The organism is Rhodopseudomonas rhenobacensis, from assembly GCF_014203125.1.
Taxonomy (GTDB): Bacteria; Pseudomonadota; Alphaproteobacteria; order Rhizobiales; family Xanthobacteraceae; genus Rhodopseudomonas_A; species Rhodopseudomonas_A rhenobacensis.
In genome coordinates this window covers 1-22,758 of the sequence record NZ_JACHIH010000044.1, presented here as the reverse complement: position 1 = coordinate 22,758, position 22,758 = coordinate 1, and the positions used below count along the sequence as shown (strand labels likewise).

General features: G+C 66.7%; 21 protein-coding genes, 1 tRNA gene and 2 riboswitches. Of the genes, 9 read left to right on the top strand and 13 right to left on the bottom strand.

What is annotated here, in order from left to right:
• Positions 1–24: 24 nt before the first annotated feature.
• Both trhA and HNR60_RS22245 read left to right on the top strand, forming a co-directional pair.
• On the top strand, positions 25–735 hold the full coding sequence (gene trhA, locus HNR60_RS22250; RefSeq protein WP_184262269.1) for a PAQR family membrane homeostasis protein TrhA: 711 nt from the start codon (positions 25–27) through the stop codon (positions 733–735).
• A gap of 85 nt (positions 736–820) precedes the next feature.
• Positions 821–1,630 (top strand): SDR family oxidoreductase, encoded by an 810-nt coding sequence (locus tag HNR60_RS22245; RefSeq protein ID WP_184262266.1) that lies wholly within the window; start codon positions 821–823, stop codon positions 1,628–1,630.
• A gap of 236 nt (positions 1,631–1,866) precedes the next feature.
• Here the strand turns inward: HNR60_RS22245 and HNR60_RS22240 are convergent, their stop codons facing one another.
• From HNR60_RS22240 to HNR60_RS22225, 4 genes are all read right to left on the bottom strand, one after another.
• A complete protein-coding gene (locus HNR60_RS22240) occupies positions 1,867–2,715 on the bottom strand; it encodes an HTD2 family dehydratase (protein ID WP_184262264.1) in 849 nt (282 codons plus the stop codon).
• A complete protein-coding gene (locus HNR60_RS22235; RefSeq protein WP_184262262.1) occupies positions 2,712–3,830 on the bottom strand; it encodes a CoA transferase in 1,119 nt (372 codons plus the stop codon). Before HNR60_RS22235 ends, HNR60_RS22240 begins: the two co-directional genes overlap by 4 nt.
• Positions 3,831–4,034: 204 nt before the next feature.
• The gene (locus HNR60_RS22230; protein ID WP_184262260.1) at positions 4,035–5,207 is read right to left on the bottom strand and encodes an acyl-CoA dehydrogenase family protein; all 1,173 of its coding nucleotides are present in this window, start codon (positions 5,205–5,207) and stop codon (positions 4,035–4,037) included.
• Between the two features lie 229 nt (positions 5,208–5,436).
• Complete coding sequence (locus HNR60_RS22225) at positions 5,437–6,702, bottom strand: cytochrome P450 (RefSeq protein WP_184262258.1); 1,266 nt, start codon at positions 6,700–6,702, stop codon at positions 5,437–5,439.
• Between the two features lie 221 nt (positions 6,703–6,923).
• Between HNR60_RS22225 and HNR60_RS22220 the strand changes: the two genes are divergently transcribed.
• A complete protein-coding gene (locus HNR60_RS22220; RefSeq protein WP_184262256.1) occupies positions 6,924–8,096 on the top strand; it encodes an isovaleryl-CoA dehydrogenase in 1,173 nt (390 codons plus the stop codon).
• A 161-nt stretch (positions 8,097–8,257) separates the two neighbouring features.
• Here the strand turns inward: HNR60_RS22220 and HNR60_RS22215 are convergent, their stop codons facing one another.
• Positions 8,258–9,040 (bottom strand): DUF2927 domain-containing protein, encoded by a 783-nt coding sequence (locus tag HNR60_RS22215; RefSeq protein WP_430695024.1) that lies wholly within the window; start codon positions 9,038–9,040, stop codon positions 8,258–8,260.
• 83 nt (positions 9,041–9,123) lie between these two features.
• Positions 9,124–9,699, bottom strand: coding sequence for a L,D-transpeptidase (locus tag HNR60_RS22210; RefSeq protein WP_184262254.1), 576 nt, complete (start codon positions 9,697–9,699; stop codon positions 9,124–9,126).
• Between the two features lie 179 nt (positions 9,700–9,878).
• Between HNR60_RS22210 and HNR60_RS22205 the strand changes: the two genes are divergently transcribed.
• The 4 genes from HNR60_RS22205 (at position 9,879) to HNR60_RS22190 (ending at position 14,772) form a co-directional block, all read left to right on the top strand.
• Positions 9,879–11,417: an acetolactate synthase large subunit gene (locus tag HNR60_RS22205; RefSeq protein WP_184262252.1), complete on the top strand. Its 1,539-nt coding sequence runs from the start codon at positions 9,879–9,881 to the stop codon at positions 11,415–11,417.
• Positions 11,418–11,984: 567 nt separating this feature from the next.
• Positions 11,985–12,131, top strand: coding sequence for a hypothetical protein (locus HNR60_RS22200; protein ID WP_184262250.1), 147 nt, complete (start codon positions 11,985–11,987; stop codon positions 12,129–12,131).
• A 170-nt stretch (positions 12,132–12,301) separates the two neighbouring features.
• Positions 12,302–12,503, top strand: a riboswitch (cobalamin riboswitch).
• Positions 12,504–12,767: 264 nt separating this feature from the next.
• Positions 12,768–13,103: a cysteine-rich small domain-containing protein gene (locus HNR60_RS22195; RefSeq protein ID WP_184262248.1), complete on the top strand. Its 336-nt coding sequence runs from the start codon at positions 12,768–12,770 to the stop codon at positions 13,101–13,103.
• 94 nt (positions 13,104–13,197) lie between these two features.
• Entirely contained in the window at positions 13,198–14,772 is a 1,575-nt protein-coding gene (locus HNR60_RS22190) for a cobyric acid synthase (RefSeq protein WP_184262246.1), read from the top strand.
• 7 nt (positions 14,773–14,779) lie between these two features.
• On the opposite strand, the gene HNR60_RS22185 is transcribed toward HNR60_RS22190, so the two are convergent.
• From HNR60_RS22185 to HNR60_RS22160, 6 genes are all read right to left on the bottom strand, one after another.
• Positions 14,780–15,631, bottom strand: coding sequence for an ABC transporter substrate-binding protein (locus HNR60_RS22185; protein ID WP_246433061.1), 852 nt, complete (start codon positions 15,629–15,631; stop codon positions 14,780–14,782).
• The gene (locus HNR60_RS22180; protein ID WP_184262242.1) at positions 15,628–16,410 is read right to left on the bottom strand and encodes an ABC transporter ATP-binding protein; all 783 of its coding nucleotides are present in this window, start codon (positions 16,408–16,410) and stop codon (positions 15,628–15,630) included. Before HNR60_RS22180 ends, HNR60_RS22185 begins: the two co-directional genes overlap by 4 nt.
• Positions 16,407–17,393, bottom strand: a complete 987-nt coding sequence (locus HNR60_RS22175) for an iron chelate uptake ABC transporter family permease subunit (RefSeq protein WP_184262240.1) — start codon at positions 17,391–17,393, stop codon at positions 16,407–16,409. Before HNR60_RS22175 ends, HNR60_RS22180 begins: the two co-directional genes overlap by 4 nt.
• Before the next feature lie 102 nt (positions 17,394–17,495).
• Positions 17,496–17,693, bottom strand: a riboswitch (cobalamin riboswitch).
• A gap of 187 nt (positions 17,694–17,880) precedes the next feature.
• Positions 17,881–17,955, bottom strand: a tRNA-Val gene (locus tag HNR60_RS22170).
• A gap of 222 nt (positions 17,956–18,177) precedes the next feature.
• Positions 18,178–19,383, bottom strand: coding sequence for a coiled-coil domain-containing protein (locus HNR60_RS22165; RefSeq protein ID WP_184262238.1), 1,206 nt, complete (start codon positions 19,381–19,383; stop codon positions 18,178–18,180).
• Positions 19,384–19,588: 205 nt separating this feature from the next.
• On the bottom strand, positions 19,589–20,176 hold the full coding sequence (locus tag HNR60_RS22160) for a DUF1134 domain-containing protein (protein ID WP_184262236.1): 588 nt from the start codon (positions 20,174–20,176) through the stop codon (positions 19,589–19,591).
• A 126-nt stretch (positions 20,177–20,302) separates the two neighbouring features.
• Here HNR60_RS22160 and HNR60_RS22155 point away from each other — a divergent pair, with 126 nt between their 5' ends.
• Entirely contained in the window at positions 20,303–20,809 is a 507-nt protein-coding gene (locus tag HNR60_RS22155) for a YHS domain-containing (seleno)protein (protein WP_184262234.1), read from the top strand.
• A gap of 1 nt (position 20,810) precedes the next feature.
• Here the strand turns inward: HNR60_RS22155 and HNR60_RS22150 are convergent, their stop codons facing one another.
• Entirely contained in the window at positions 20,811–21,644 is an 834-nt protein-coding gene (locus HNR60_RS22150) for a 3'(2'),5'-bisphosphate nucleotidase CysQ family protein (RefSeq protein ID WP_184262232.1), read from the bottom strand.
• A gap of 165 nt (positions 21,645–21,809) precedes the next feature.
• On the opposite strand from HNR60_RS22150, the gene chpT reads away from it, so the two are divergent.
• Entirely contained in the window at positions 21,810–22,469 is a 660-nt protein-coding gene (gene chpT, locus HNR60_RS22145) for a histidine phosphotransferase ChpT (protein ID WP_184262230.1), read from the top strand.
• The last annotated feature ends 289 nt before the right edge of the window (positions 22,470–22,758 follow it).

Sequence of the window (22,758 nt, the reverse complement as noted above, 5' to 3'; positions counted from 1 at the left end):
AAAGTTCTCAGCGGGAAACGCCGGATGCCGATCTTCCAATTGAAGCAAATCGCGTCGTATTCCCGCCCCGTCGGAAAGTCCGCCCACGGCGCCGGTGCGGTGGGCTGGCATTACGACCGCGCCGAGCTGATCGCCGACGGCGTCGTCCATATTCTGGGGGTAGCGCTCGGCGTCATCGCGGTGACGGTGATGATCGTGCTGGCGGCAGTGTTTTCCTCGGCCTCCGACATCATGCTGGTGCTGGTCTATGCCGGCGGGCTGCTGGCGATGCTGGGCTTTTCCGCGGCCTACAACCTGTGGCCGGTGTCGCGGCGCAAATGGATCCTGCGGCGGTTCGACCATTCGGCGATCTACATTCTGATTGCCGCGACCTACACGCCGTTCCTGGCGCAGATCAAGGACGGCATGTTCGCGCTGGCGCTGCTCGCCGGCGTCTGGGGCGTCGCGATCGTCGGTATCCTGCTGAAATTGTTCGTGCCGGGGCGGTTCGACAAGATATCGATCGGGCTCTATCTGGCGATGGGCTGGAGCGGCTTGATCGCCTACGAATCGGTGTCGGCCGCGGTGCCGCATCTGGCGCTGTGGTTCATCGCCATCGGCGGCGTGCTGTACACGCTGGGGGTGGTGTTTCACGCTTGGCGCGCGCTCCGGTTCCAGAATGCGATCTGGCACTCCTTCGTGCTGCTCGGCGCCGCTTGCCATTACACCGCGGTGCTCGATACCGTGTTGGCGTAATTCGCCATCTGCGACGCCGGTCTCTATCCGACCGGCCTGGGCGTCGCGCTGACCAGTCATCAATCAAAAAAAGGGGGAGGGGACCATGCAGGTCGCCGGCAAAATCGTGGTCGTGACCGGAGGCGCCAACGGCATCGGCCAGGCGCTGTGCGAGGCGTTGCACCGCGCCGGCGCCGCCAAGGTGGTCGTCGCCGATCTGGATCTGGCGCGCGCCGAACAGGTCGCCGCATCGATCGACGGCGCGGCGTTCAAATGCGACGTCGGCCGCGAGGCTGACATCGCGCATCTGATTGCCGAGACCGAGCGGCAATTCGGGCCGATCGCGCTGTTCTGCTCCAATGCCGGAATCGGCGGCGGCTTTGATCCGCTGTCGGAGAACGCCGGCGGCGCTTCCGACGAGCCGTGGGAGAAGAGCTGGGCGATCCATGTGATGGCGCACGTCTATGCGGCGCGGCATCTGATCCCGCTCTACAAGGCGCGCGGCGGCGGCTATTTCCTCAACACCATTTCGGCGGCGGGACTGCTCTCGCAGGTCGGCAGCCCGGCCTATTCGACCACCAAGCACGCCGCGGTCGGCTTTGCGGAAAATCTCGCGATCTCGCACCGCGCCGACGGCATCAAGGTGTCGATCCTGTGCCCGCAGGGCGTCGAGACCAACATGCTGCGCGCGATCCCCAAGGGGCCGCAATCCGGCGACGGCGACCTGTCGCCCGAACAGGTGGCGCAGGATGCGCTGCAGGGCATCGCCGAAGAACTCTTCCTGATCCTGCCGCACCCGCAGGTGCTGGGCTATCTGCGCGCCAAGACCGAGAACTACGACCGCTGGATCGGCGGCATGGCCAAGATCCAGGCCAAAATGCGCGACGCCTATGGGGCGACGGCGAAGGCGGGGTGAGCGGCCTCGGCGTTGTTGCAGGGCTTTGCGCGCGACCCAATGTAAGCTGTCATTCCGGGGCGCGAGGCCGAAAGGCCGAGCGAACCCGGAATCCAGTATTCACCGCCCTGGAATACTGGATTCCGGGCTCACTCGCGGCTCACGCCGCTCGTGCCCCGGAATGACAACGCGTTGTGTTTCGAGGCCGTACATGGACATTTCCGGGTTTGCGCTGGCGCCCCGGAATGACCGAGTGATCACCAGCTCGCGCTGGCCTTCATGGTCGGCGCGCCGGCCGCGTTGGCGGTCCATAATTCAAGGCCGGTCTCGGTGGCATTGGCGTTGACGCTGAATTGGCCGCCGTCGAACAAGGGTTGCACGCCGCGATAGCTGAAATTTTGCGGCGCGGCGCCGCCGTGCAACGACGCGGAAAAATTCACCAGCAGCGCCGCCTGCAACGGGCCGTGGAACACCAGCCCCGGATAGCCTTCGACCTTGGTGACGTAGTCGCGGTCGTAATGGATGCGGTGGCCGTTGAAGGTCAGCGCCGAATATCGAAACAGCAGCACCGGATCGGCCACATGCGTTACGCGATGTGTTGCGGCCGGCGGCGGCGCGGCGGGCTTGGCCGCGGGCGCGGCGCTCGCCATGTCGCGATAGACGATGTCCTGGCGTTCACGCACCGCGACGCCGCGCGCGGTCGAGATCACATGCTCGACCGCGACGAAGCACAGTGGCCCGCTCGAGCCGTGCTTTAGCGTCACGTCGGCGATGCTGGAGCTGCGCGTCACCTCATCGCCGACCCGCAGCGCGTCGAGAAACTGCAATTCGCCGCCGGCCCACATCCGACGCGGCAGCGGCACCGGCGGCAGAAACCCGCCGCGCGCCGGATGGCCGTCGGGGCCGAGAGCGGCCATCGCCGCCACCGGCTGCGCCAGGCACCAATGCACCGTGAAGGGTGCGGCATCGCCGATCGCCGGCGTGCCGATATCGAGAAACAACGTGGCGCGCAGGCCCTTGGTGAGCTGCGCCGTCACGACGTCGGAGGCCCGCTCGCTGCGGCCGATCCATTGCTTCAGATGATCGAGATCGAGCGCGTCGGTCATGAGGTTTTCGCCTTGCTCGTATCACGCGGGCTTTCGCCGATGCCGGGCACCGCGCCGTAGCTTCGCTCATCGCCGACAAAGATCGCCGGCGGCGCCGGATAGCTCACCGGGCCGTTCGGCGTCGCCACTTCGATCCGCCGCAGATGCGGATGCGCCGAGAGGTCCGCCATGGTGTTGACCTCGGCGAAGGCGATGTCGGCCGCCGAGAGATGTTGCAGCAGATCCTCGCGCGTCAACGCGCCGAACGCCGCGGCCACGGTGGCGTCGGTGAAGCCGCGGTTCTTCACCCGCTCGACGCCGTTGCACAGCCGCGGATCGTTGGCGAGCTGTGGCTGCCGCAGCACCTCGGCGCAGAGCTTTTTCCATTCCCGCTCGCTCTGGATCGAAATCAAAATGTCCTTGCCGTCCTTGGAGCGAAACACGCCGTAGGGCGCGATCGAGGGATGCGCCAGCCCCATCCGCTGCGGCGGCTGCCCGGCCTCGGCGTTCAGCAGCGGCACGGTGAGCCAATCCGCCATCACGTCGAACATCGAGATCCGGATATCGGCGCCTTGGCCATGGCGGGCGCGGCCGATCAGCGCTTCGAGGATTGCGGCCTGCGCCGCGGCACCCGTTGCGACGTCGACGATCGACATGCCGACCCGCGCCGCGCTCTCCGGACTGCCGGTGATCGAGGCGAGTCCACTTTCTGCCTGGATCAACAGATCATAGGCCTTGCGCTGCGCGTAGGGACCGTCGTCGCCATAGCCCGAGATGGTGCAGATGATCAGCGCCGGATAGTCGCGCCGCAGCCGCTCGCGGGCAAAGCCGAGCTTGTCGAGCGAGCCGGGCTTGAGGTTCTGCAGCAGCACGTCGGCGGAGGCGATCAGCGTCTCCAGATCGGCGCGGCCTTCCTCGCTGGCGAGATCGATCACCACCGACTCTTTGCCGCGATTGAGCCAGACGAAGTAGCTGCTCTGGCCCTTCGCCGCATGGTCATAACCGCGGGCGAAATCGCCCTCCGGGCGCTCGACCTTGATGACATGCGCGCCGGCGTCGGCGAGGCGCGAGCTGCAATACGGTGCCGCGACCGCCTGTTCGACGGCGACCACGGTTAGCCCTTCAAGTGGCAGCACTTACCTCTCCCCGCTTGCGGGGAGAGGTCGACCCGGCGTAGCGCAGCGAAGCCGGGTCGGGTGAGGGGGCGTCTCAACAAGGCCGAGAGTCGGCGACGCGCGTCGCCCCTCACCCCAACCCTCTCCCCGCAAGAGCGGGGCGAGGGAGCTCGCTGCGACGCGTCGCGAGCGCATTGCCTCATTGCTGATCAGCATGATCCAACCTCAATACGACCGCGGCAGGCCGAGCACGTGCTCGGCCAGATACGACAGCACCAGATTGGTCGAGATCGGCGCCACCTGATACAACCGCGTCTCGCGGAATTTGCGTTCGACGTCGTATTCCTCGGCAAAGCCGAAGCCGCCAAAAGTCTGCACGCAGGCGTTCGCCGCCTCCCAGGAGGCGTCGGCGGCGAGCATCTTCGCCATGTTGGCCTCGGCGCCGCAATCCAGCCCGGCCTCGTATTTCCGCGCGGCCTCCTTGACCATCAATTCCGCGGCGCGCATCGCCGCGTAGGCCTTGGCGATCGGAAACTGCACGCCCTGGTTCTGGCCGATCGGCCGGCCGAACACCACGCGCTCACGCGCATAGGCGGTGGCCTTGGCGATGAACCATTTGGCGTCGCCGATACATTCCGACGCGATCAGGATGCGCTCGGCGTTCATGCCCGAGAGGATGTAGCGAAACCCCTTGCCCTCTTCGCCGATCAGATTTTCCGCCGGCACGTGCAAATCGGTGAAGAACACCTCGGTGGTGGAGTGGTTCATCATGGTGCGGATCGGCCGGATGGTCAGGCCGTGGTCCTTGGCCTGTTTCATGTCGACCAGGAAGACCGACAGCCCGTCGGTGCGCTTGGCGGACTGATCCTTCGGCGTGGTGCGGGCCAGCAGGATCATCAGGTCGGAATATTCCGCGCGGCTGGTCCAGATCTTCTGGCCGTTGACGATGTAGTCGCCGTTGTCGGTCTTCCTGGCGAAGGTTTTCAGCGACGAGGTGTCGGTGCCGCTGGACGGCTCGGTGACGCCGAACGCCTGCAGCCGCACTTCGCCAGAGGCGATCTTCGGCAGCCACTCGGCTTTCTGCTTGTCCGAGCCGTGCCGCAGCAGCGTGCCCATGGTGTACATCTGGGCGTGGCAGCCGCCGCCATTGCAGCCGGCCTTCTGGATCTCTTCGAGGATCGCCGCCGCCGCCGACAGTTTCAGCCCGGAGCCGCCGTATTCTTCCGGGATCAGCACCGACAGATAGCCGGCCTCAGTCAACGCATCGACGAAGGCCTGCGGATATTCCATGGCGCGGTCGAGCTTGCGCCAATACTCGCCGGGAAACTGCTCACACAGTTTGGCGACGGCGTCGCGGATGTCATGGAATTCGTCCTGCTCCGCGTTCTGACTAGTCATCGGGTAGTTTGCATCTCTCTGAGGTGATTACAGGATTTCGGTGACGTCGCGATCAATGAAGTGCATGCCTCGCGTTCGTCATTGCGAGGAGCGCTTGCGACGAAGCAATCCAGGGGCTCCGTGCAGGGCCGCTCCTGGATTGCTTCGCACAACGGGCGGCGCATTTGCGCCGGCCCGTTGGCTCGCAATGACGGGCTCAACGCATTGAATCGCATTTCAGGCCATTAATTCACGACAATCGCACCGGCAAGCATTCGTAGCCCCGGACGAAGCTCGAATACACCCGCCTCGGTTCGCCGACAACTTGGATATGGTCGAAGCGTTTCAGCATTTCTTCCCATACGATTTTGAGTTGAAGTTCGGCCAGCCGCATGCCGACGCAGCGGTGAATGCCGAAGCCGAACGACAGATGCGTACGCGGCCGGGCGCGGTCGATGATGAAGGCGTTAGGCGCCTCGACCGCCTCGTCGTCGCGGTTGCCGGAGACGTACCACATCACCACGCGCTCGCCCTTGCGGATCAGCTTGCCGCCGAGTTCGGTGTCGCAGAGCGCGGTGCGCCGCATATGCGCCAGCGGCGTCTGCCAGCGGATCACTTCCGGAACCATGCTGTCGATCAGCGCCGGATTGTCACGCAGCTTGCGGAATTGCTCGGGGTTCTCGTGCAAAGCCAGCACCGATCCGGTCATGGTGTTGCGGGTGGTGTCGTTGCCGCCGATGATCAACAGGATGATGTTGCCGATCAGATTGTCGTGGTCCATCTGCCGCGTGGCGTCGTGGTGCGCCATCATCGAGATCAGGTCGTTGCGCGGCGCGGCGTTGACGCGCTCGTTCCACAGCCTTGTGAAATACGTCGCGCATTCGCTCATCTCGGTGCGGCGCTGCGCTTCGGATTCCACCACGCCGCTTTTCGGCAGCGCGGTGGCGACGTCGGACCAGCGCGTCAGCTTGCGCCGCTCGTTGAACGGAAAATCGAACAATGTGGCCAGCATCTGCGTGGTCAGCTCGATCGAGACTCTTTCCACGAAGTTGAAGGTTTCGTTGTTCGGCAGCGCGTCGAGCACTTGGCCGGCGCGCTGCCGGATCAGCACCGCGAGTTCGTCGAGATGCTCCGGCGTGAACATCGGCGACACCGTCTTGCGTTGCTCGGCGTGGCGCGGCTGGTCCATCGCGATGAAGCTCGGCCAGTCGTAGCCCTGCGGCGCGTCGCGGATCGAAATGCCGCCGAGCGTGGAGTCCGATGAGAAGATCTCGTGATGGGTGTCGACGTTCATGATGTCGTGATACTTGGTCACCGACCAATACGGCTCGATCGGCGCGTTGGTGCAGTAATGCACCGGCGCCTCGGCGCGCAGCCGCTCGAACCACGGCCACAGCGTATCGTCGCGGAAATGCCGCGGCGCGCCGGGGTGAAAGTCCTTCAGCGGGGTGGCATAGGCCTCCGCGCGGGCGGCGCGCAGCCGCTCTGCCTGCTCGGTGTCGACGCTGCCATGCATGCCGCACTCCTTGTTGCTTCTTGGCGCGCTCCCGAGGCCGCTCGGTGTGGTGATGCCGGCGGCGATTTGGCCGGAATTACACCGCGTCGCGCGCGACGGCGCAAGGCCCGGGGAGCCGCGATGCCGCACTCGTCATCTGCCCCGTGACAATGGTGATGCCGACGCATAGACCTGCAAGAGAGCAACTTGGCACAGACCAGCAGGCGACCGGAGGCGACCCCATGATTCCCAACGCGCAACGGATGTTCAATTTCGACCTCGGCGAGACCGCCGACGCGATCCGCGACACCGTGCGGGATTTTTCGCAGAACGAAATTGCCCCGCGCGCCGACGAGATCGACAAGTCCAATCAGTTTCCGCGCGACCTGTGGCCGAAGCTCGGCGCGCTCGGCTTGCACGGCATTACCGTCGAAGAAGAGTACGGGGGCGCCGGGCTCGGCTATCTCGAGCACTGCATCGCGGTGGAGGAAATTTCGCGGGCTTCGGCCTCGGTGGGATTGTCCTACGGCGCGCATTCCAACCTCTGCGTCAATCAGCTGCGCCGCAACGGCAGCGAGGCCCAAAAGCGCAAATACCTGCCGAAGCTGATCAGTGGCGAACACGTCGGCGCGCTGGCGATGTCGGAGCCGGGCGCCGGCTCCGACGTGGTGTCGATGAAGACCCGCGCCGAGAAGCAGGGCGACCGCTACGTGCTCAACGGCAGCAAGATGTGGATCACCAATGGTCCGATTGCCGAGACGCTGGTGGTCTATGCCAAGACCGATCCGGCGGCGGGCGCCCGCGGCATGACCGCCTTCATCATCGAGAAAGGCATGAGAGGTTTCAGCACCGCGCAAAAGCTCGACAAGCTCGGGATGCGCGGCTCCGACACCGGCGAACTGGTGTTCGAGGACTGCGAGGTGCCGGAGGAGAATGTGCTCGGCGAAGTCGGCCGCGGCGTCAACGTGCTGATGTCGGGGCTCGACTATGAGCGCGCGGTGCTGGCGGCGGGGCCGCTCGGCATCATGCAGGCCTGCCTCGACGTGGTGATGCCCTATATCCACGAGCGCAAGCAGTTCGGCCAGCCGATCGGCATGTTCCAATTGGTGCAGGGCAAGGTCGCCGACATGTATGTGACGATGAACGCCTCGCGGGCTTACGTCTATGCGGTGGCGAAGGCCTGCGACCGCGGCGAGACCTCGCGCGAGGATTCCGCCGGCGCGATTTTGTATGCGGCGGAACGCGCGACGCAATGCGCGCTGGATGCGATCCAGCTGCTCGGCGGCAACGGCTATATCAATGATTATCCGACCGGCCGGCTGCTGCGCGATGCCAAACTCTACGAAATCGGCGCCGGCACCAGCGAGATCCGGCGGATGCTGATCGGGCGGGAGTTGTTCGAGAAGAGTGCGTAGGGCGTGGTCTCCCGAGGCTGTCATTCCGGGGCACGAGCAGCGAAGCTGCGAGTGAACCCGGAATCCAGTATTCCAGGGCGGTGAGTACTGGATTCCGGGTTCGCTCGGGCTGACGCCCTCGCGCCCCGGAATGACGCTTCGTGTGAGATGAGCGCCACGCGTCACTCCTGCCGCAGCCCGTTCACTTTGGCGACGAACGCCCGCACCTCGGGCAGCACCTGCGGCAGCACCGCCTTGACCTCGGCCACGGTCATGCCGGGCGTGATCAGCGGGTGATACAGGATGTTGAGGATGTACTGGTCGTAGACGTCGAAGAAGCCCATCTGCACGTCGTCGTTGAACATCGTCCACGGCACGGAATCAGTGTCGTTGATCGGCCCCAGCGACTGCAGCAATTCCTCGTAGGCGCAATCCAGGAAGACGAAGTCGCCATTGTCGACGGTGAGGATGACGTCGGAATGCAGGATCTCGTAGCGCTCGTTCTTGCGGAATCCGGAGAGGCATTGCGGATCGAGCGATGAGCGGATTTCCTTGGCGCGTTCGGCGCCATAGGATTTCGCGATCGCCGGATACAGATTGCGGTCGCGCACCAAGGTGACGGTGACTTGCGCGGCCATTTGCGCCTCGCTGCCTTGCTCCGCCAGCGCGATGTCGAGGTGCTCGACATGCGCGGCGATCTCGGCGACCACGCGGGCGAGCTGCGCCTTGCGGTCGCGGCGATCTGCGCCCTCGGCGGCGACCCGCACCGGGCCGGGATATTTGCGGATCCGGTCGACCCGGCCTGCGAGATGATATTCGGCGCCGAACGCGGTCTTGAAGAAGCCGTCGAGGATTTCGGCGTCGCTGAACGCCTTGCGCTCGGCGCGCTGCTTCGCCGCGACTCCGTTGGTTGCGGCGCTCGGCTTTTTGGCGGACGCGGGCAGCGGCGCGAGCGACGCCGCCAAGCCCGCGGCGACGACAACGATGGCCGCGACTTGCAGCAGCCGGTGTGGCCGCAGCCGCGCCGGCGCCGCGCGGCGCTGCGAGCTCAGTTCTTCACCACCACGGTGGTGCCGACGCGGACGCGATCGTAGAGATCCTGGACGTCCTCGTTGGTCATCCGGAAGCAACCCGACGACACCGCCTGGCCGATGGTCTCCGGCTCGTTGGAGCCGTGGATGCGGTACAGCGTCGAGCCGAGATACATCGCCCGCGCGCCGAGCGGATTGTCGATGCCGCCGGCCATGTGGCGCGGCAGATCGGGGCGACGGCGCAGCATCTGCGACGGCGGGGTCCAGCTCGGCCATTCCTTCTTGGCGGTGATGCGGTGCACGCCGCCCCAGCGGAAGCCGTCGCGGCCGACCCCGATGCCGTAGCGCAGCGCCTGGCCGCCTGGCATGATCAGGTACAGCCGGCGTTCCGCGGTATCGATGTAGATGGTGCCGGGTGCGTAGTTGCTGGCGAAATTCACCGTGGTGCGCGGGATCGGATTGGCGTCGCTGGCGCCACCGAAGAAATTCGGGCCAAAGCCCATGAAGCCGCGGGAGTCCTCCTGGGCGGACGCAGAGCCCGCTCCGCCGACCAAAACCACCATCGCAACCAACGCCGCAGCAACCCTAATCATCTGTTTCCTCGCCAGTGCCAATTTCCGCTCGGAAATGGCCACAAAGCGCGCGGTTGCGCAACCCACGGCCGCGTGAGCGGCGAGGTGCCGGATGGCGCGCGGATGGCTAAACCTTTGACGTCGGCGCGCAACGATGATTGATCGATGCGGCGTCCAACCAAGCCGAAGGGCCTCAAAACATGAACGGTGCGGAAAGTCTGGTGCGAACCCTGGTGGCGGGCAACGTCGACGTCTGCTTCGCCAATCCCGGGACCTCGGAGATGCATTTTGTCGCAGCCCTGGATCGCGTCGAGGGGATGCGCTGCGTGCTCGGGCTGTTCGAAGGCGTGGTCACCGGCGCCGCCGACGGTTATTTCCGGATGCGGAACAGACCGGCGTCGACGCTGCTGCATCTCGGCCCCGGGCTCGCCAATGGCCTGGCCAATCTGCACAACGCCAAGAAGGCCAATTCCGGCATCGTCAACATCGTCGGCCAGCACGCCACCTACCACATCGACTACAACGCGCCCTTGACCTCCGATATCGAAGGCCTGGCGCGGCCGATGTCGGCCTGGCTGCGCACCTCGCCGGATGCGCAGTCGGTCGCGAAGGACGGCGCGGCGGCGATCGCAGCCGCCCGCCACGCCCAGATCGCGACGCTGATCCTGCCGGCCGATACCGCCTGGAACGAGGCCGACGGCATCGCCGCGGTGCCGCAGGACGCGCAACGCGCCAGCTATTCGCGCGAGGCGGTGGAAGCGGCGGCGCGGGTGCTGCGCACCGGCGAGCCGACGCTGCTGCTGATGACCGGCGGCGCGCTGACCGAGCGCGGCCTGGCGCTGGCTTCGCGGATCGCCGGCAAGACCGGCTGCAAGGTGATGGGGCAGACCTACAATCCGAAGATGGCGCGCGGCCGCGGCCGCTTTGCGATCGACCGGATTCCTTACGTGATCGAGCAGGCGCTGCCGAGCTTGAAGGACTTTCGCCACATCGTCCTGGTCGAGGCTAATGATCCGGTGGCGTTCTTCGCCTATCCGGACAAGCCGAGCCTGCTGAAGCCGGAGGGCTGCGAAGTACATCGGATGACCGATCAGGGCGAGCATTCGGTGGCGGCGTTGGAAGCGCTGGCCGGTGTGCTCGGCGCCAAGGCGGCCGACGCGCAGCCGCAGCAATTGGTCGAGCTGGTGCAGCCTACCGGAGCCCTGACCCACGCCGCCATCGCCATGGCGATCGCGCTGGCGATCCCTGAAAACGCCATCGTGGTCGATGAATCGATCACCACCGGCCGCGGCTTCTTCCCGCCGACCGCGGCGTCGGCGCCGCACGATTGGCTGCAGAACATGGGCGGCTCGATCGGGTTTTCGACGCCGGTGGCGACCGGCGCCGCGGTGGCGTGTCCCGATCGCAAGGTGATCTGCATGGTCGGCGACGGCTCGGCGATGTACACGCTGCAATCGCTGTGGACCCAGGCCCGCGAAAACCTCGACGTCACCACCATCGTGTTCGCCAATCGCAACTATCAGATCCTGAAGGGCGAGTTCGCCGGCGTCGGCGCCGGCGAGATGGGGGCCCGCGCCTTGGACATGCTCAGCATCGACCGCCCGACACTGGATTGGTGCGCGCTCGCCAAGGGCATGGGGGTGCCGGCGCGCTCGGTGACCACGGCGGAGGACTTTGCCGCTGCGCTGGCGCAGGCGGTGGCCGAGCCGGGACCGAAGCTGATCGAAGTGGTGATGTGAGCGGGGAGGCGCCGGGCGTCGGCGAGAGAATCGGCTGCGCGGCGAGAGTCGCTGCGGCCTGCGGCGCCAGGCCGGCGGCGCGAGGGCGGCGACACTGGGAGGCCGGAAACGAGGCCCCAAAAAAACGACGGCCCGAAGTTTTCACTCCGAGCCTCTGAGAAACGAACGTACATCCGGTCCGCCTCACATAAGTTGAGCTTATACCGATCAAAGTTAACAAATTCATAACAGCGCCGCCGCGGCGGAGTGTCACCCTGGCGGTGCGGATCCGCTGAGAGTCCGACCGAACATGTCCGCAACGACTTCAATCGCTTAAGTTCGTCATCGCGAGGAGCTCTTGCGACGAAGCAATCCAGGAAAGCGCAGCGCGCTGACCGCAGAACCGCGACCAGGCCAAACCACGGCCCTTGGTGGCCGGATCAGCAAAGCCCGGCCGCGACGGCGGCGCAGCACCGGCGGCGGGCCTGCCCACTTAAGTCCTCGCCGCGACCGCATCCTCGGCACAATTTTTGCGAGCATGGAACCGGCGTCGCAGCTGTCAATTATTTCTCTTTCAGGGAGGTCGACATGGGTGACCACTGGCGCAGCAGCCGCCCCGGCATGGACGCGATGAGCGGCATCGGCGAGCCCGTCGCGCGTTATTTCACCGGCTGGATCGTCAGCCTGGCGCTGACGGTCGGCACCATTCTGGTCGTGTGGCGCTATCAGATGTGAGCTGCGGCGAGCCGAGCGAGGGGGCGCGCCGCTTGCTCAATGCCGCCGCGCAGGCGTCGCGGCGCTCGGTCAGCGAATTCGCGGCGAGGTGCGATGTCACCGCGCCGCTCGATGTACTGGCCGACCCAACGGATACGCCAATTCCCCTTGCGCGGCGCAGGCCGCCATGCTCTTTTGAATCTGTCTTCGGTGCCTCTGGTAACAGAGGTGAAACTGGGAATGCGGTGCGGCGAGAAATCGCCAATGCCGCGGCTGCCCCCGCAACTGTAGGCGGACCGTGCCCGATCGATAAGCCACTGATGCCGTGCATCGGGAAGGCGATCGGGGACCATGTCCGTGAGCCAGGAGACCGGCCGAAGACGCTGGTCCAACTCAATCGACGGCGGGTCGATGGCGGAGAAACACATGATCAAGCACAGTTAATCATCAAGCACAGTTAATCGGATCGCGCCGGGCGTCCGACAAGGTGCGCGCCAGCGCGCGTGATCGGCGTTCGCCCGCGTCTCGTCCACCCAATCTCACATCACCGAACGCGCGTAGCAACGATGCGCGGCGATCGCGGCTGCGCGCCGACATGCGGCTGCATGATCCCACGCGCCGACGTGGCGTCGTCGTTTGCTCGATCCTGGAGACGGCATGGAACCGAAAGACACAACTAACAACGAAGCCTTCAAGGGTTTCAGCAATTCGAACTGCCCGTTCATGCCCTGTCACAAGGGCGTCGAACGCGAGTTCAACTGTCTGTTCTGCTATTGCCCGTTGATCGCCTACGAATGCCCCGGGCCGTACCAGGTGTTCACCGACGGCAATGGCTTGCGGCGCAAGGACTGTTCGGCCTGCACGCTGCCGCATAACGGCTATCGCCGTTCGTGGAATTTCATCCAGCGCTGGCTCGAGCGCCCGAAAATCTGGGACGGCCACGATCAGGATCCGCGGCGGCTCAAGCAGCCGAACACCGAATCCGACGGCTGATCGCGCGGCTCCACCCTATTCCCGCAGCATTCGTTGCACCGACGTCGTCGTCGGTGACGAGCTACGCCGACTTCAAATCGACCATGGACACGAAATGCCAGCTATCAACGTCAGCGAACTGATCGACAAAATCCAATTCACTGCGGCGCCCGCCGATCTGCCGCGCCGCGCCCGGGTGCTGATGATCCAGGGCACCAGCTCCGACGTCGGCAAGAGCATGGTGGTCGCGGGGTTGTGCCGCGCTTATACCAAACGTGGCCTCGTGGTGCGTCCCTACAAGGCGCAGAACATGAGCAACAACGCCGCGGTGGCCTGCGACAGCGATCTGCCGCCGGGTGCCGACGGCGTGATCCCGCGCGGCGAGATCGGCCGCGCGCAGGCGATGCAGGCCCGCGCCTGCCGCGCCGCGCCCTCGATCCACATGAACCCGGTGCTGCTGAAGCCACAGAGCGAGATCGGTGCGCAAGTGGTGCTGCGCGGCCGCGTGCTCGGCAATTGTCCGGCGCGGGTCTATCACAAGATGCGCCGCGCCTTGATGCCGGCGGTGCTCGACAGTCTGCAGCGGCTCAAGGCCGAGGCCGATCTGGTGCTGGTGGAAGGCGCCGGCAGCGGCGCCGAGGTCTATCTGCGCTCCTCCGACATCACCAATATGCGGCTCGCCGAGCAGGCGGACCTGCCGGTGGTGCTGTTGTCCGATATCGACCGCGGCGGCACCATGGCGGCGATCGTCGGCAGCCACGCGTTGCTGGACCAGGCCGACCGCGACCGCGTCGAAGGCTACATCGTCAACAAATTCCGCGGCGACTTCTCGCTGTTTGAGCCGGGCTGCAGCACCATCACCGAACACACCGGCTGGCCGTTCCTCGGCGTGCTGCGCTGGTTCGATCGCGCCCAGCAATTGCCGGCGGAGGATTCGCTGGCGCTGGAGCGGCCGGCCAATGGCGCCGGCGCGGGGTTGAACATCGCGGTGCTGCGATTGTCGCGCGTCGCCAATTTCGACGACATCGATCCGCTCGCCGCCGAGCCCGGCGTGCAATTGCGCTGGGTGCAGCCGGGTTCGCCGATCCCGGCCGACACCGACGTCATTGTGATCCCCGGCTCCAAGGCGACCCGCACCGATCTTGCGGTGCTGCGCCGTGAAGGCTGGGACATCGACATTCTCGCCCATGTCCGCCGCGGCGGTCGCGTGGTCGGGATCTGCGCCGGCTTCCAGATGCTCGGCCATGTGGTGCGCGATCCGCAAGGTCTCGAGGGCGCGCCGGGCGATACCGCGGGGCTCGGACTGCTCGACGTCGAAACCGAGATCGGCGGCGACAAGCGCCTGACCGACATCGACGCCATCGACAAAATCAGCGGCTGCCGGGTCACCGGCTACGAGATGCATATGGGCCGCACCATTGGGCCGGGATTGGCGCGGCCGTGGTTGATACTCGACGAGCACGGCGGGCCGCGTCCGGAAGGCGCGGTCTCCGCCGACGGCCGCGTCAGTGGCGGCTATCTGCACGGGCTGTTCGGCTGCGACGCGTTTCGCGCGCAATGGCTTCGCAGCGTCGGCGGATCGAATTCGCAGCTCGCTTATGAAGCGCGGGTCGAAGCCACGCTCGACGCGCTGGCCGATCAGATCGAGGCGCAACTCGATCTCGACGCGCTATTGGCCTTGGCGCGCTGAGATAGCCTCAGTGACCGATGCGGTCCAGCGCGGCGGTGAGGCGGTCGAGCGCGGCGGGCAGCATCGGCCCGCCGCACATCGTCAGTTGTTCGGCGATCACCAGCCGCTTATTCGGCGGGTAGGCGCGCTGAATCGCCGGATGCAGCAGCAGCGCCTTGCCCTGATCCTCCGCGGCCGGATCGGCTTCGGCGATCAGGATCAAATCCGGCTTTGAGGCGACGATGGTCTCCAGCGCGGCGAAGCCGCCATGCGGCAATCCGAGGTCGGAGGCTGCGTTGGAGAGACCTGCAGCCGCCAGCAGCGAACTGGTCAGGCTGTCGCCGCCGGCGATCCAGCCGCGCCGCGACACCGTCAGCACGCGGTCGTGGCGGCGCGAGGCGGCTGCCCGCGTGCGGCTCAAAGCCTCGTCGATCGTCGCGATCAGCGCCTCGGCGCGCTCGCGATGGCCGACCAGATCGCCGGCGCGGCGGATCTGGCTTTTGACGTCGTCGATGCTGCGCGGCACGTCGAATTCGGCGACCGGCACGGCCTTGGCGCGCAGCAAATCGCGGGTGGCGCGCTTGCCGTAGCGGCCGGCGAGCACCAGATCGGGCTGCAGCATCAACAGATCCTCGGCCTCGCCGGACAGCCGCGGATAACGCAGCGCCTCGGTCGCAGACCACGACAGCCGCGGGTCGCGCGCATAGGGGCCGAGGCCCGCGATCTGCTCGGGATCGGCGAGCGCGAGCAGCAACTGGTCGGTGCACATGTTAATCGAGGCGACGCGCGCCGGGCCGGCGAGGGCGCCGGTCACAAAGCTCAGCAGGATGATCGCGCTTGCGAAGATGCGCCAGCCGCGGCGGCCGAGACGTCGGCTCATCGTGCGGCCCATGGCACGATCACCGGCTGACCTTCATGAGCGCCGCGAAACGCCTCGATCGCAAACGCCTCCGCCAGCGCATCCGCCGCCAGCGCAAGGTCCGGCGGCCCGGAGTTCGTCAGCCGGCCGTCGCGCAGTATCAACACCCGATCGGCGAAGCGGGCCGCGAGCCCGAGGTCGTGGGTCACCACGATCACCAGCGCGCCGGCATCGGCCTGCTTGCGCAGCAACGCCATCACCGAGAGTTGGTAATAGGGATCGAGCGAGGCGATCGGCTCGTCCGCCAAAAGCACCGGCGCCTGCGTCGCCAGCGCGCGCGCCAACGCCACCCGGCTGCGTTCGCCGCCGGAGAGTTCGGTGACCGGCCGGCTTTGCAGCGCGATCAGGTCGGCCTCGTGCAACGCGCGGTCGACCGTCGCGGCGTCGTGCGGGCCGAGCCGCTGCGGGTCGGTGGCGCCGTGCGGGTAGCGGCCGAGCGCGACCACGTCGCGCACCGGCAGCGGCCAATGCACGGCATGGCCCTGCGGCAGATAGGCGAACCGCAACGCGCGCTCGCGCACCGCCAGGCCGGCAAGGTCTTTGCCGTCGATGGTCACCCGGCCTTGGCTCGGCACCAGGCCAGCGAGCGCGCGCAGCAGCGTGGTCTTGCCGGCGCCGTTCGGCCCGACCAGTGCGACCAGGCTGCGCCGGGGCAGGGCGAACGAGATGTCCTTCACCAGCAGTCGGCCGCCAAGCTTGATGCCGAGTTGCTCCACCGTGAGATAATCGCTCATGGTCATGCCAGACCGCCGCCGAGCCTGCGGCGCTCGCGCATGATCAGATAGAGAAAGAACGGCACGCCGATCAGCGCGGTCAGCACGCCGACCTTGATTCCGGTGCTGGACGGAATGATCCGCACCGCGATGTCGGCGGCGAGCAGCAGCGCTGCGCCCGCGAGCGCGCTCGGCCACAACAGACGGCCCGGATCGTGGCCGACCAATGGCCGCATCAGATGCGGCGCCATCAGGCCGATGAAGCCGATGGTGCCGGACACCGCGACCGCGGCGCCGACGCCGAGCGCCACGCCGATGATCACCTGAAGCCGCAATCCGGCGACGTTGACGCCGAGCGATTGCGCGGTCTCTTCGCCGAGGCTGAGCGCGCGAAACGCATCGCGCCGCGCCAGCAGCAGCCAACCGCCGCAGACGATGAACGGCAACGCCAGCGCCAGATGATGAAAGCTGCGGTCCTCCAGCGAGCCGAGCAGCCAGAACGAGATCTCCAGCGCGGCGAACGGATTGGCCGACAGGTTCAGCGCCAGCGCGGTGGCGGCGCCGGCGAGGCTCGACAGCGCCAATCCCGCGAGGATCAGCAAGAGCAGGCTGGAGTTGCGGCCCGCGACCGCGATCAGCACGAACACCGAGGCGAACGCCATCAGGATCGCCGCGAACGGCAGCGCGAACGACAGCACGTCGGCGAGCCCGGTCGCGATCACCAGCACCGCACCGAACGCCGCCGCCTGCGGCGCGCCGAACAGTGACGGCGAGGCCAAGGGGTTGCGCAACAATCCCTGGAGTGCGGCGCCCGACAACCCGTGGATGGCGCCGATCGCCATCGCCAACAACGCGCGCGGCAGCCGGATGTCCTGCACGATGGTTTGCTGAATCTCGCCGCCGAAACCGAACAGCGCCGCGACGACCGAGCCGATCGGCAGCCGCACCGCTCCGACGCCGAGCGACACCAGGAACAGCAGGACGACGCCGCCAATCAACAGCGGCAGCACGGCGCGATCCGCCGCACGCGCGACAACAAGTGTCGCAGCCGCGCCAGGCGCGGCCAACGAGATCTTCAAGACAATGCCCTCCGCCGGCCCATCGCCGAACGAGTTAGATCGATGTCGCCGGCCGGTCTCCTGGCTCGCGGATAATCTCCTCGTCCGCCTTCCCAGCCGGTTGGCCAGTGGCATGTTGGACGGTTTGATCCGCTTACAGTTGCGAGGGCAGCTGCGGCCTTGGGACGTCGTCCCGCACCGCATTCCCGTTTCACCTCCCTTGCGAGAGGCACCGATGACGGCGGCGTTTAAGCATGGCGCCCGTCGCCGCACAAGCCGTGGGACACCCCTGCGGCGCGGCAACAGCATGGTCCAACGGTCAAGTCGGGACTGAAAAAATCGCTGAGTGATTCGCCGGGGCAGCGCCGAATTTCAGCAGCCCATGGTGTGAGACGCCAGTGTGGGAAGAACGGCAGAGGGCACTGGAGCGTCGACAAGATGGTGGGCGCACAAGGGATCGAACCTTGGACCTCTCCCGTGTGAAGGGAACGCTCTCCCGCTGAGCTATGCGCCCGGGATCTCAACATCTGGTCCGAAAGGCCGGTCTGCGAACAGGCCGGGTGTTTCGGAGCCGGGATTTACGGAATTGCAGGCATCGGTGTCAAGCCAACCCTGCCGGAAAATGCGGGAGAGAGCCTGGTCCCGGGACCGCGGCTCCCGGCTTTCGCCAAAATCATCCCCAAGGCAGAACGCGCGAGCAGCGCGCCGATTGCACAAATCCCTTGTTGCGCCAGGCCTATCCCACTTGCCGGCTGTGCGCGGTCTGCGACTGCAGCGCGCGGATTCGCTCGGCCAAGGTGCCGCGCGGCGCGGCGCCGGCGGGTTTGGCGGCGGCGGCACCACTGGCGGATTTCGCCGCCTCGGCGGGCGCGGTGGCCAGCATCGCCTGGATCGCCGAATCCGGCCCCTCGAGCTGCATCGCCAGCTTGGCGACCTCGGCGGCGATGTCGTTGATGCGCTCGCGCAAGAGCGCGTTCTCCATCCGCTCGGTGGCCCAGGCGGTCTCGGCCTGCTGGTGGATGGCGTTGAGGTCGCGCTGCAGCTTGGCGCGTTCCTCGCCGGCGGCGCGCAGCTGTTGCTCGAGCGCGGCCTTCTCGGCGCGCAATTGTGCGAGATCGGGCGCCGCGGCGGCGCTCACGGCGACGGCCGCGGCGCTGGCGGCCTTGGCGCCGCGCAGCTCGGCATTCTCCCGCTCCAGCTGCTGCGCCCGGGCGCCCAGCGTTTCGGCTTCCTTGACCTGCGCGATCAGCTGGCGGTCGAGCTCGGTGACGCGCTGGCTGAGCTCGGCGACGCGCGCGCGCGCCTCGGTCAAATCCTGGTTGGCGGCGTTGGATTCGCCGCGCTGCTGATCCAGCCGCTGCTGGGTCGCGGCAAATTCCTTCTCGGCGGCGTCGATCCGGGCCTTCAGCGCGTCGATCTGGGTATGCACCGCGACCAGCTCGACCTGGCGGCTGTCGGCCTCCAACGTGCGGTCGGCGAGGTCGCCGGACAGTTTGGCGAGTTCGGCCTGCTTGTCGGAGAGCGCCTGTCCGGCGGCGTGCAGCGCCGCGGACTTCGCGGCCACGTCCTGTTCGGTGGCTTGCAGCTGCTCTTTGAGCGCGGCCTCGCGGGCCTCTAGCGCGAAGATCGCGGCGTTCTTTTCGCTGAGTTCGAGCCTCAGCCGGTTGACCGCGTCGGATTTCTTGCCGAGCTCGGCGAGCTGGCTGGTGGTCTTGTTCTTGAGCTGGTCGACGTTCATTTCCAGCTTTCGCGCCGACATCGCGAATTCGGCGCGCAGCTGGTCCTTGTCGGCCTGGATCTCGGCCATCGACAGCGGCGTCGCGGCTTCGAGCCGCCTCGTGGTCAGCCGCACCGCGCGGTTATGCACCAGCGGCACGATCATCAGCCACAACAGCATCGAGATCAGAAAACCGATCGCCAGATACATGATCGGTTCGACCATGGATGTCTCCTTCAGGATCGCCGCGCCAAAACGGCCGCGGGCCGCGCGGCCGCGAGCCGGACGGGCGACAGCTCCGGCGCGCAACGCCGGCCACTGTGCCATTGCGGCCGGCGGTCACGCCAGCGCCATGCAGCGTTAACGTGAATCCGGCACCGCCGTCACGCGGTTTTGCGGGATTTTTCGCCGGTGCGGGCCGCGGGGCGGATCAGAACGGATTCCAGGTCGCGCCCTGGGTGAACTTCAGATAGCCGATATTGGCGCCGAGCCGCAGCCCGAGCCCGGAGCGGATCGGCACCAGCACGATGTTGTTGGCGGTCAGCGCGGTCATGCCGAAGCCGCCGACGATATAGGCCGAGCCGTCGATGCCGGCGAAGCGCTGATAGATCGCGTTGGTGGAGGGCAGGTTGTAGACCAGCGTCATGGTGCGGGCGCCGTCGCCGCCCCAGTCGAAGCCGACCGAGGGGCCCTGCCAGTACACCCGCAGGTCGCCGGCGTTCTTGGTGTAGAGCGTGCCTTCGCCGTAGCGCAGCCCGGCCACGAAGGCGCCGGAGCCCTCCTCGCCCAGGATGTAGCCGTTCGGCAGGCCCCATTGGCTCACCGCGCGCTCGATCACCGAGGCGAGGCCGCGCGAGACGTTGCCGAAGAAGCGGTGGCCGGCGTTGGTCAGCTCGTCCGGGCCATAGGTGTTCGGGGTCTGCTGCCGCGGCGGTGCCGGCTGCTGCGCCGCGGCCGGCACGATCCAGGACATCATCGCGGCGAGCGTCAGCGCGGCGAGGCGTGAGGCGAAAGTCATGAAGAACCCCTAGGTCTCAAAATCCAGGTCTCAAAATCCATGGCTGCGGCCTTAACCGAATGCTGAGGGGCGGTCGGCTAAGGCTTGCGTCCAGTGTCCCCGACTCGATTGTTATCGGCATCAACTATGACGGCACAACGGCAGGAAAGAAAAGCGCGACGCCGCGGAATAGCCCTGATCGCGGTGATCGCGGGCGTACTGGGCGCGTTCAGCGCCTCGGGGGTCGCCCGCGCCAATACCACCGAGCGGGTGGTCGCCAATCGCTACACCGGCGTCGCGATCTCCGGCTACGACCCGGTGGCCTACTTTACCGACAAGCAGGCGAAGCTCGGCAGCCCGGACATCGAGGCGTGGCAGGCCGGAGCGGTCTGGCGGTTCTGCAACGCCGGCAACCGAACGTATTTCATCGAGCGTCCGGATATCTATGCGCCGCAGTTCGGCGGCTACGACCCGGTCGACGTCGGCCGCGGCGTCGCGGTGCCCGGCAACAGCCAGATCTGGCTGATCTCCGGCCAGCGGCTGTTTCTATTTTCCCGCGAAGAAAGCCGCGACGCGTTTTCCGCCGACCCCGCGCGCTATCGCGGCGAGGCCCAGCAGCGCTGGCCCAAGCTGTTGGATTCGCTGGTGCAATAGCTCAGCTTGCAGCCTTCGGATCGCCCCAGGCGATGAACTCCGGAATGATGAAGCCCGGCGCGCCGAGCCCGAACTGCAGCGGCGCGCCCGCCGCATCGGTCACGTGGCCGCCGGCGGCGCAGAGCACCGCATGGCCGGCCGCGATATCCCATTCGCAGGTCGGCGCCAGCCGCGGGTAGATATCCGCCGCGCCCTCGGCGACGCGGCAGAACTTCACCGCCGAGCCTACGCATTTGCGCACCGCGCCGGGCCGCGCGTCGATGAACGCCTCGCTGCGGCAGTCGCCATGCGAGCGGCTCACCGCGGCGATCCATTGCTGGCCGGGCGCGGGGAAGCGGCGCGGCGCGATCGCCACGGCGGCTCCGGGCGTCAGATCCGGCGCGACCTGCAGCCGCTCCGCGCCCACCCCGACGATGCCGCGCCAGATCAGCCCCAGCGCCGGCGCGCCGACGATGCCGAGCAGCGGCACGCCTTTCGTCACCAGCGCCAGATTGACGGTGAATTCGTCGCGGCCGGCGATGAATTCCTTGGTGCCGTCGAGCGGATCGACCAGAAAGAAGCTGTCGCGATAGGGCGGCGTCGCCAGCGCGACGCGCTCCTCCGACACCACCGGCACCTCCGGACAGAGCCGCGCCAGCCCCTCGGCGATGATCCGGTCGGCGGCCAGATCCGCCTCCGTCACCGGCGAGCCGTCGCACTTGCCCTCGATCGCCAGATGCCCGCGATCGATCGCCAGGATCGCCGCGCCGGCTCTGAGTACCAATTCGGTCAAGGACGCCAACAGCGCTTCGGCGTCGTCCCGCTGCAGGCAGGGGAATGTGGGCTTGCTGATCATCGGACTTCCTGTTGCGGCGTGGGATGGTTTTGGCGATGATCGCCGCGCGGGCGGCGGCCGCCGGGCGACCGCTCGAGTTGGCAGCGGCGGGGCCCGCGGTGTATCAACCAACACCCATGGCTGATTCGCCGTGTCCAAGCCGAGCGGCTTTCTAGGAAAGATGTGATGTCTGGCACTCCGATATCCGCCCCTGTCTCCGTCCCGGCTCCCGACGCGCTGGAACTCGCCGCGCTGTTGTGCTCGCGGGTCTGCCACGATCTGATCAGCCCAGTCGGCGCCATCGTCAATGGCCTCGAGGTGCTGGACGACAGCCCGAAGCAGGAAGACCGCGAATTCGCCCTCGATCTGATCCGCAAGAGCGCCCGCACCGCGTCGGCGCGGCTGCAGTTCTGCCGCTTGGCGTTCGGCGCGGCCGGCTCCGCCGGTGCGCAGATCGACCTTGGCGATGCGCAGAACATGGCGCGCGGTCACCTCGAGGACGACAAGACCAAGATCGCCTGGAATCTGCCGCGCATTCTGCTGCCGAAGAACAAGGTCAAGCTTTTGTTGAATATGCTGGTGATCGCCCAGCAGACGATTCCGCGCGGCGGCGTGCTGACGGTCGATGCGGTCGGCGAGGGCGAGGCGATGGGCTTCCGGGTCGCGGCGTCCGGATTGAACGCCCGCACCCAGACCAACATCGTCGACATGCTGAGCGGCGCGCATTCAGGCGCGATCGACGCTCACGCGGTGCAGCCCTACTACACGCGGCTGTTGGCGCAGGCCTGCGGCTTCAGCGTGTCGCTGGCGCCGGAAGGCGACATCGTGGTGGTAAACGCATCCTGATTAGCGGGCCTGACGCCGGCGGCGGCGCGGCGCGAAAATGGTTAACCGTCCGTTGCCGGCATGGTCGGCCGGGGCCGCAATCGGCCAGTCGTAATCGTTCTTATCCATTACTCAACCAATATTAAACGGTTTACGCCGACAGTGCCGGTTCCAGGGCGTGACGACGTGCGCGCCAGTGACCGAAGGCGTGTTCCATGGACGACTTGTTGCGCGAGTTTTTGACGGAGACGAATGAGAGTCTGGACACGGTTGACAATCAGCTGGTCCGGTTCGAGCAGGACCCGAACAA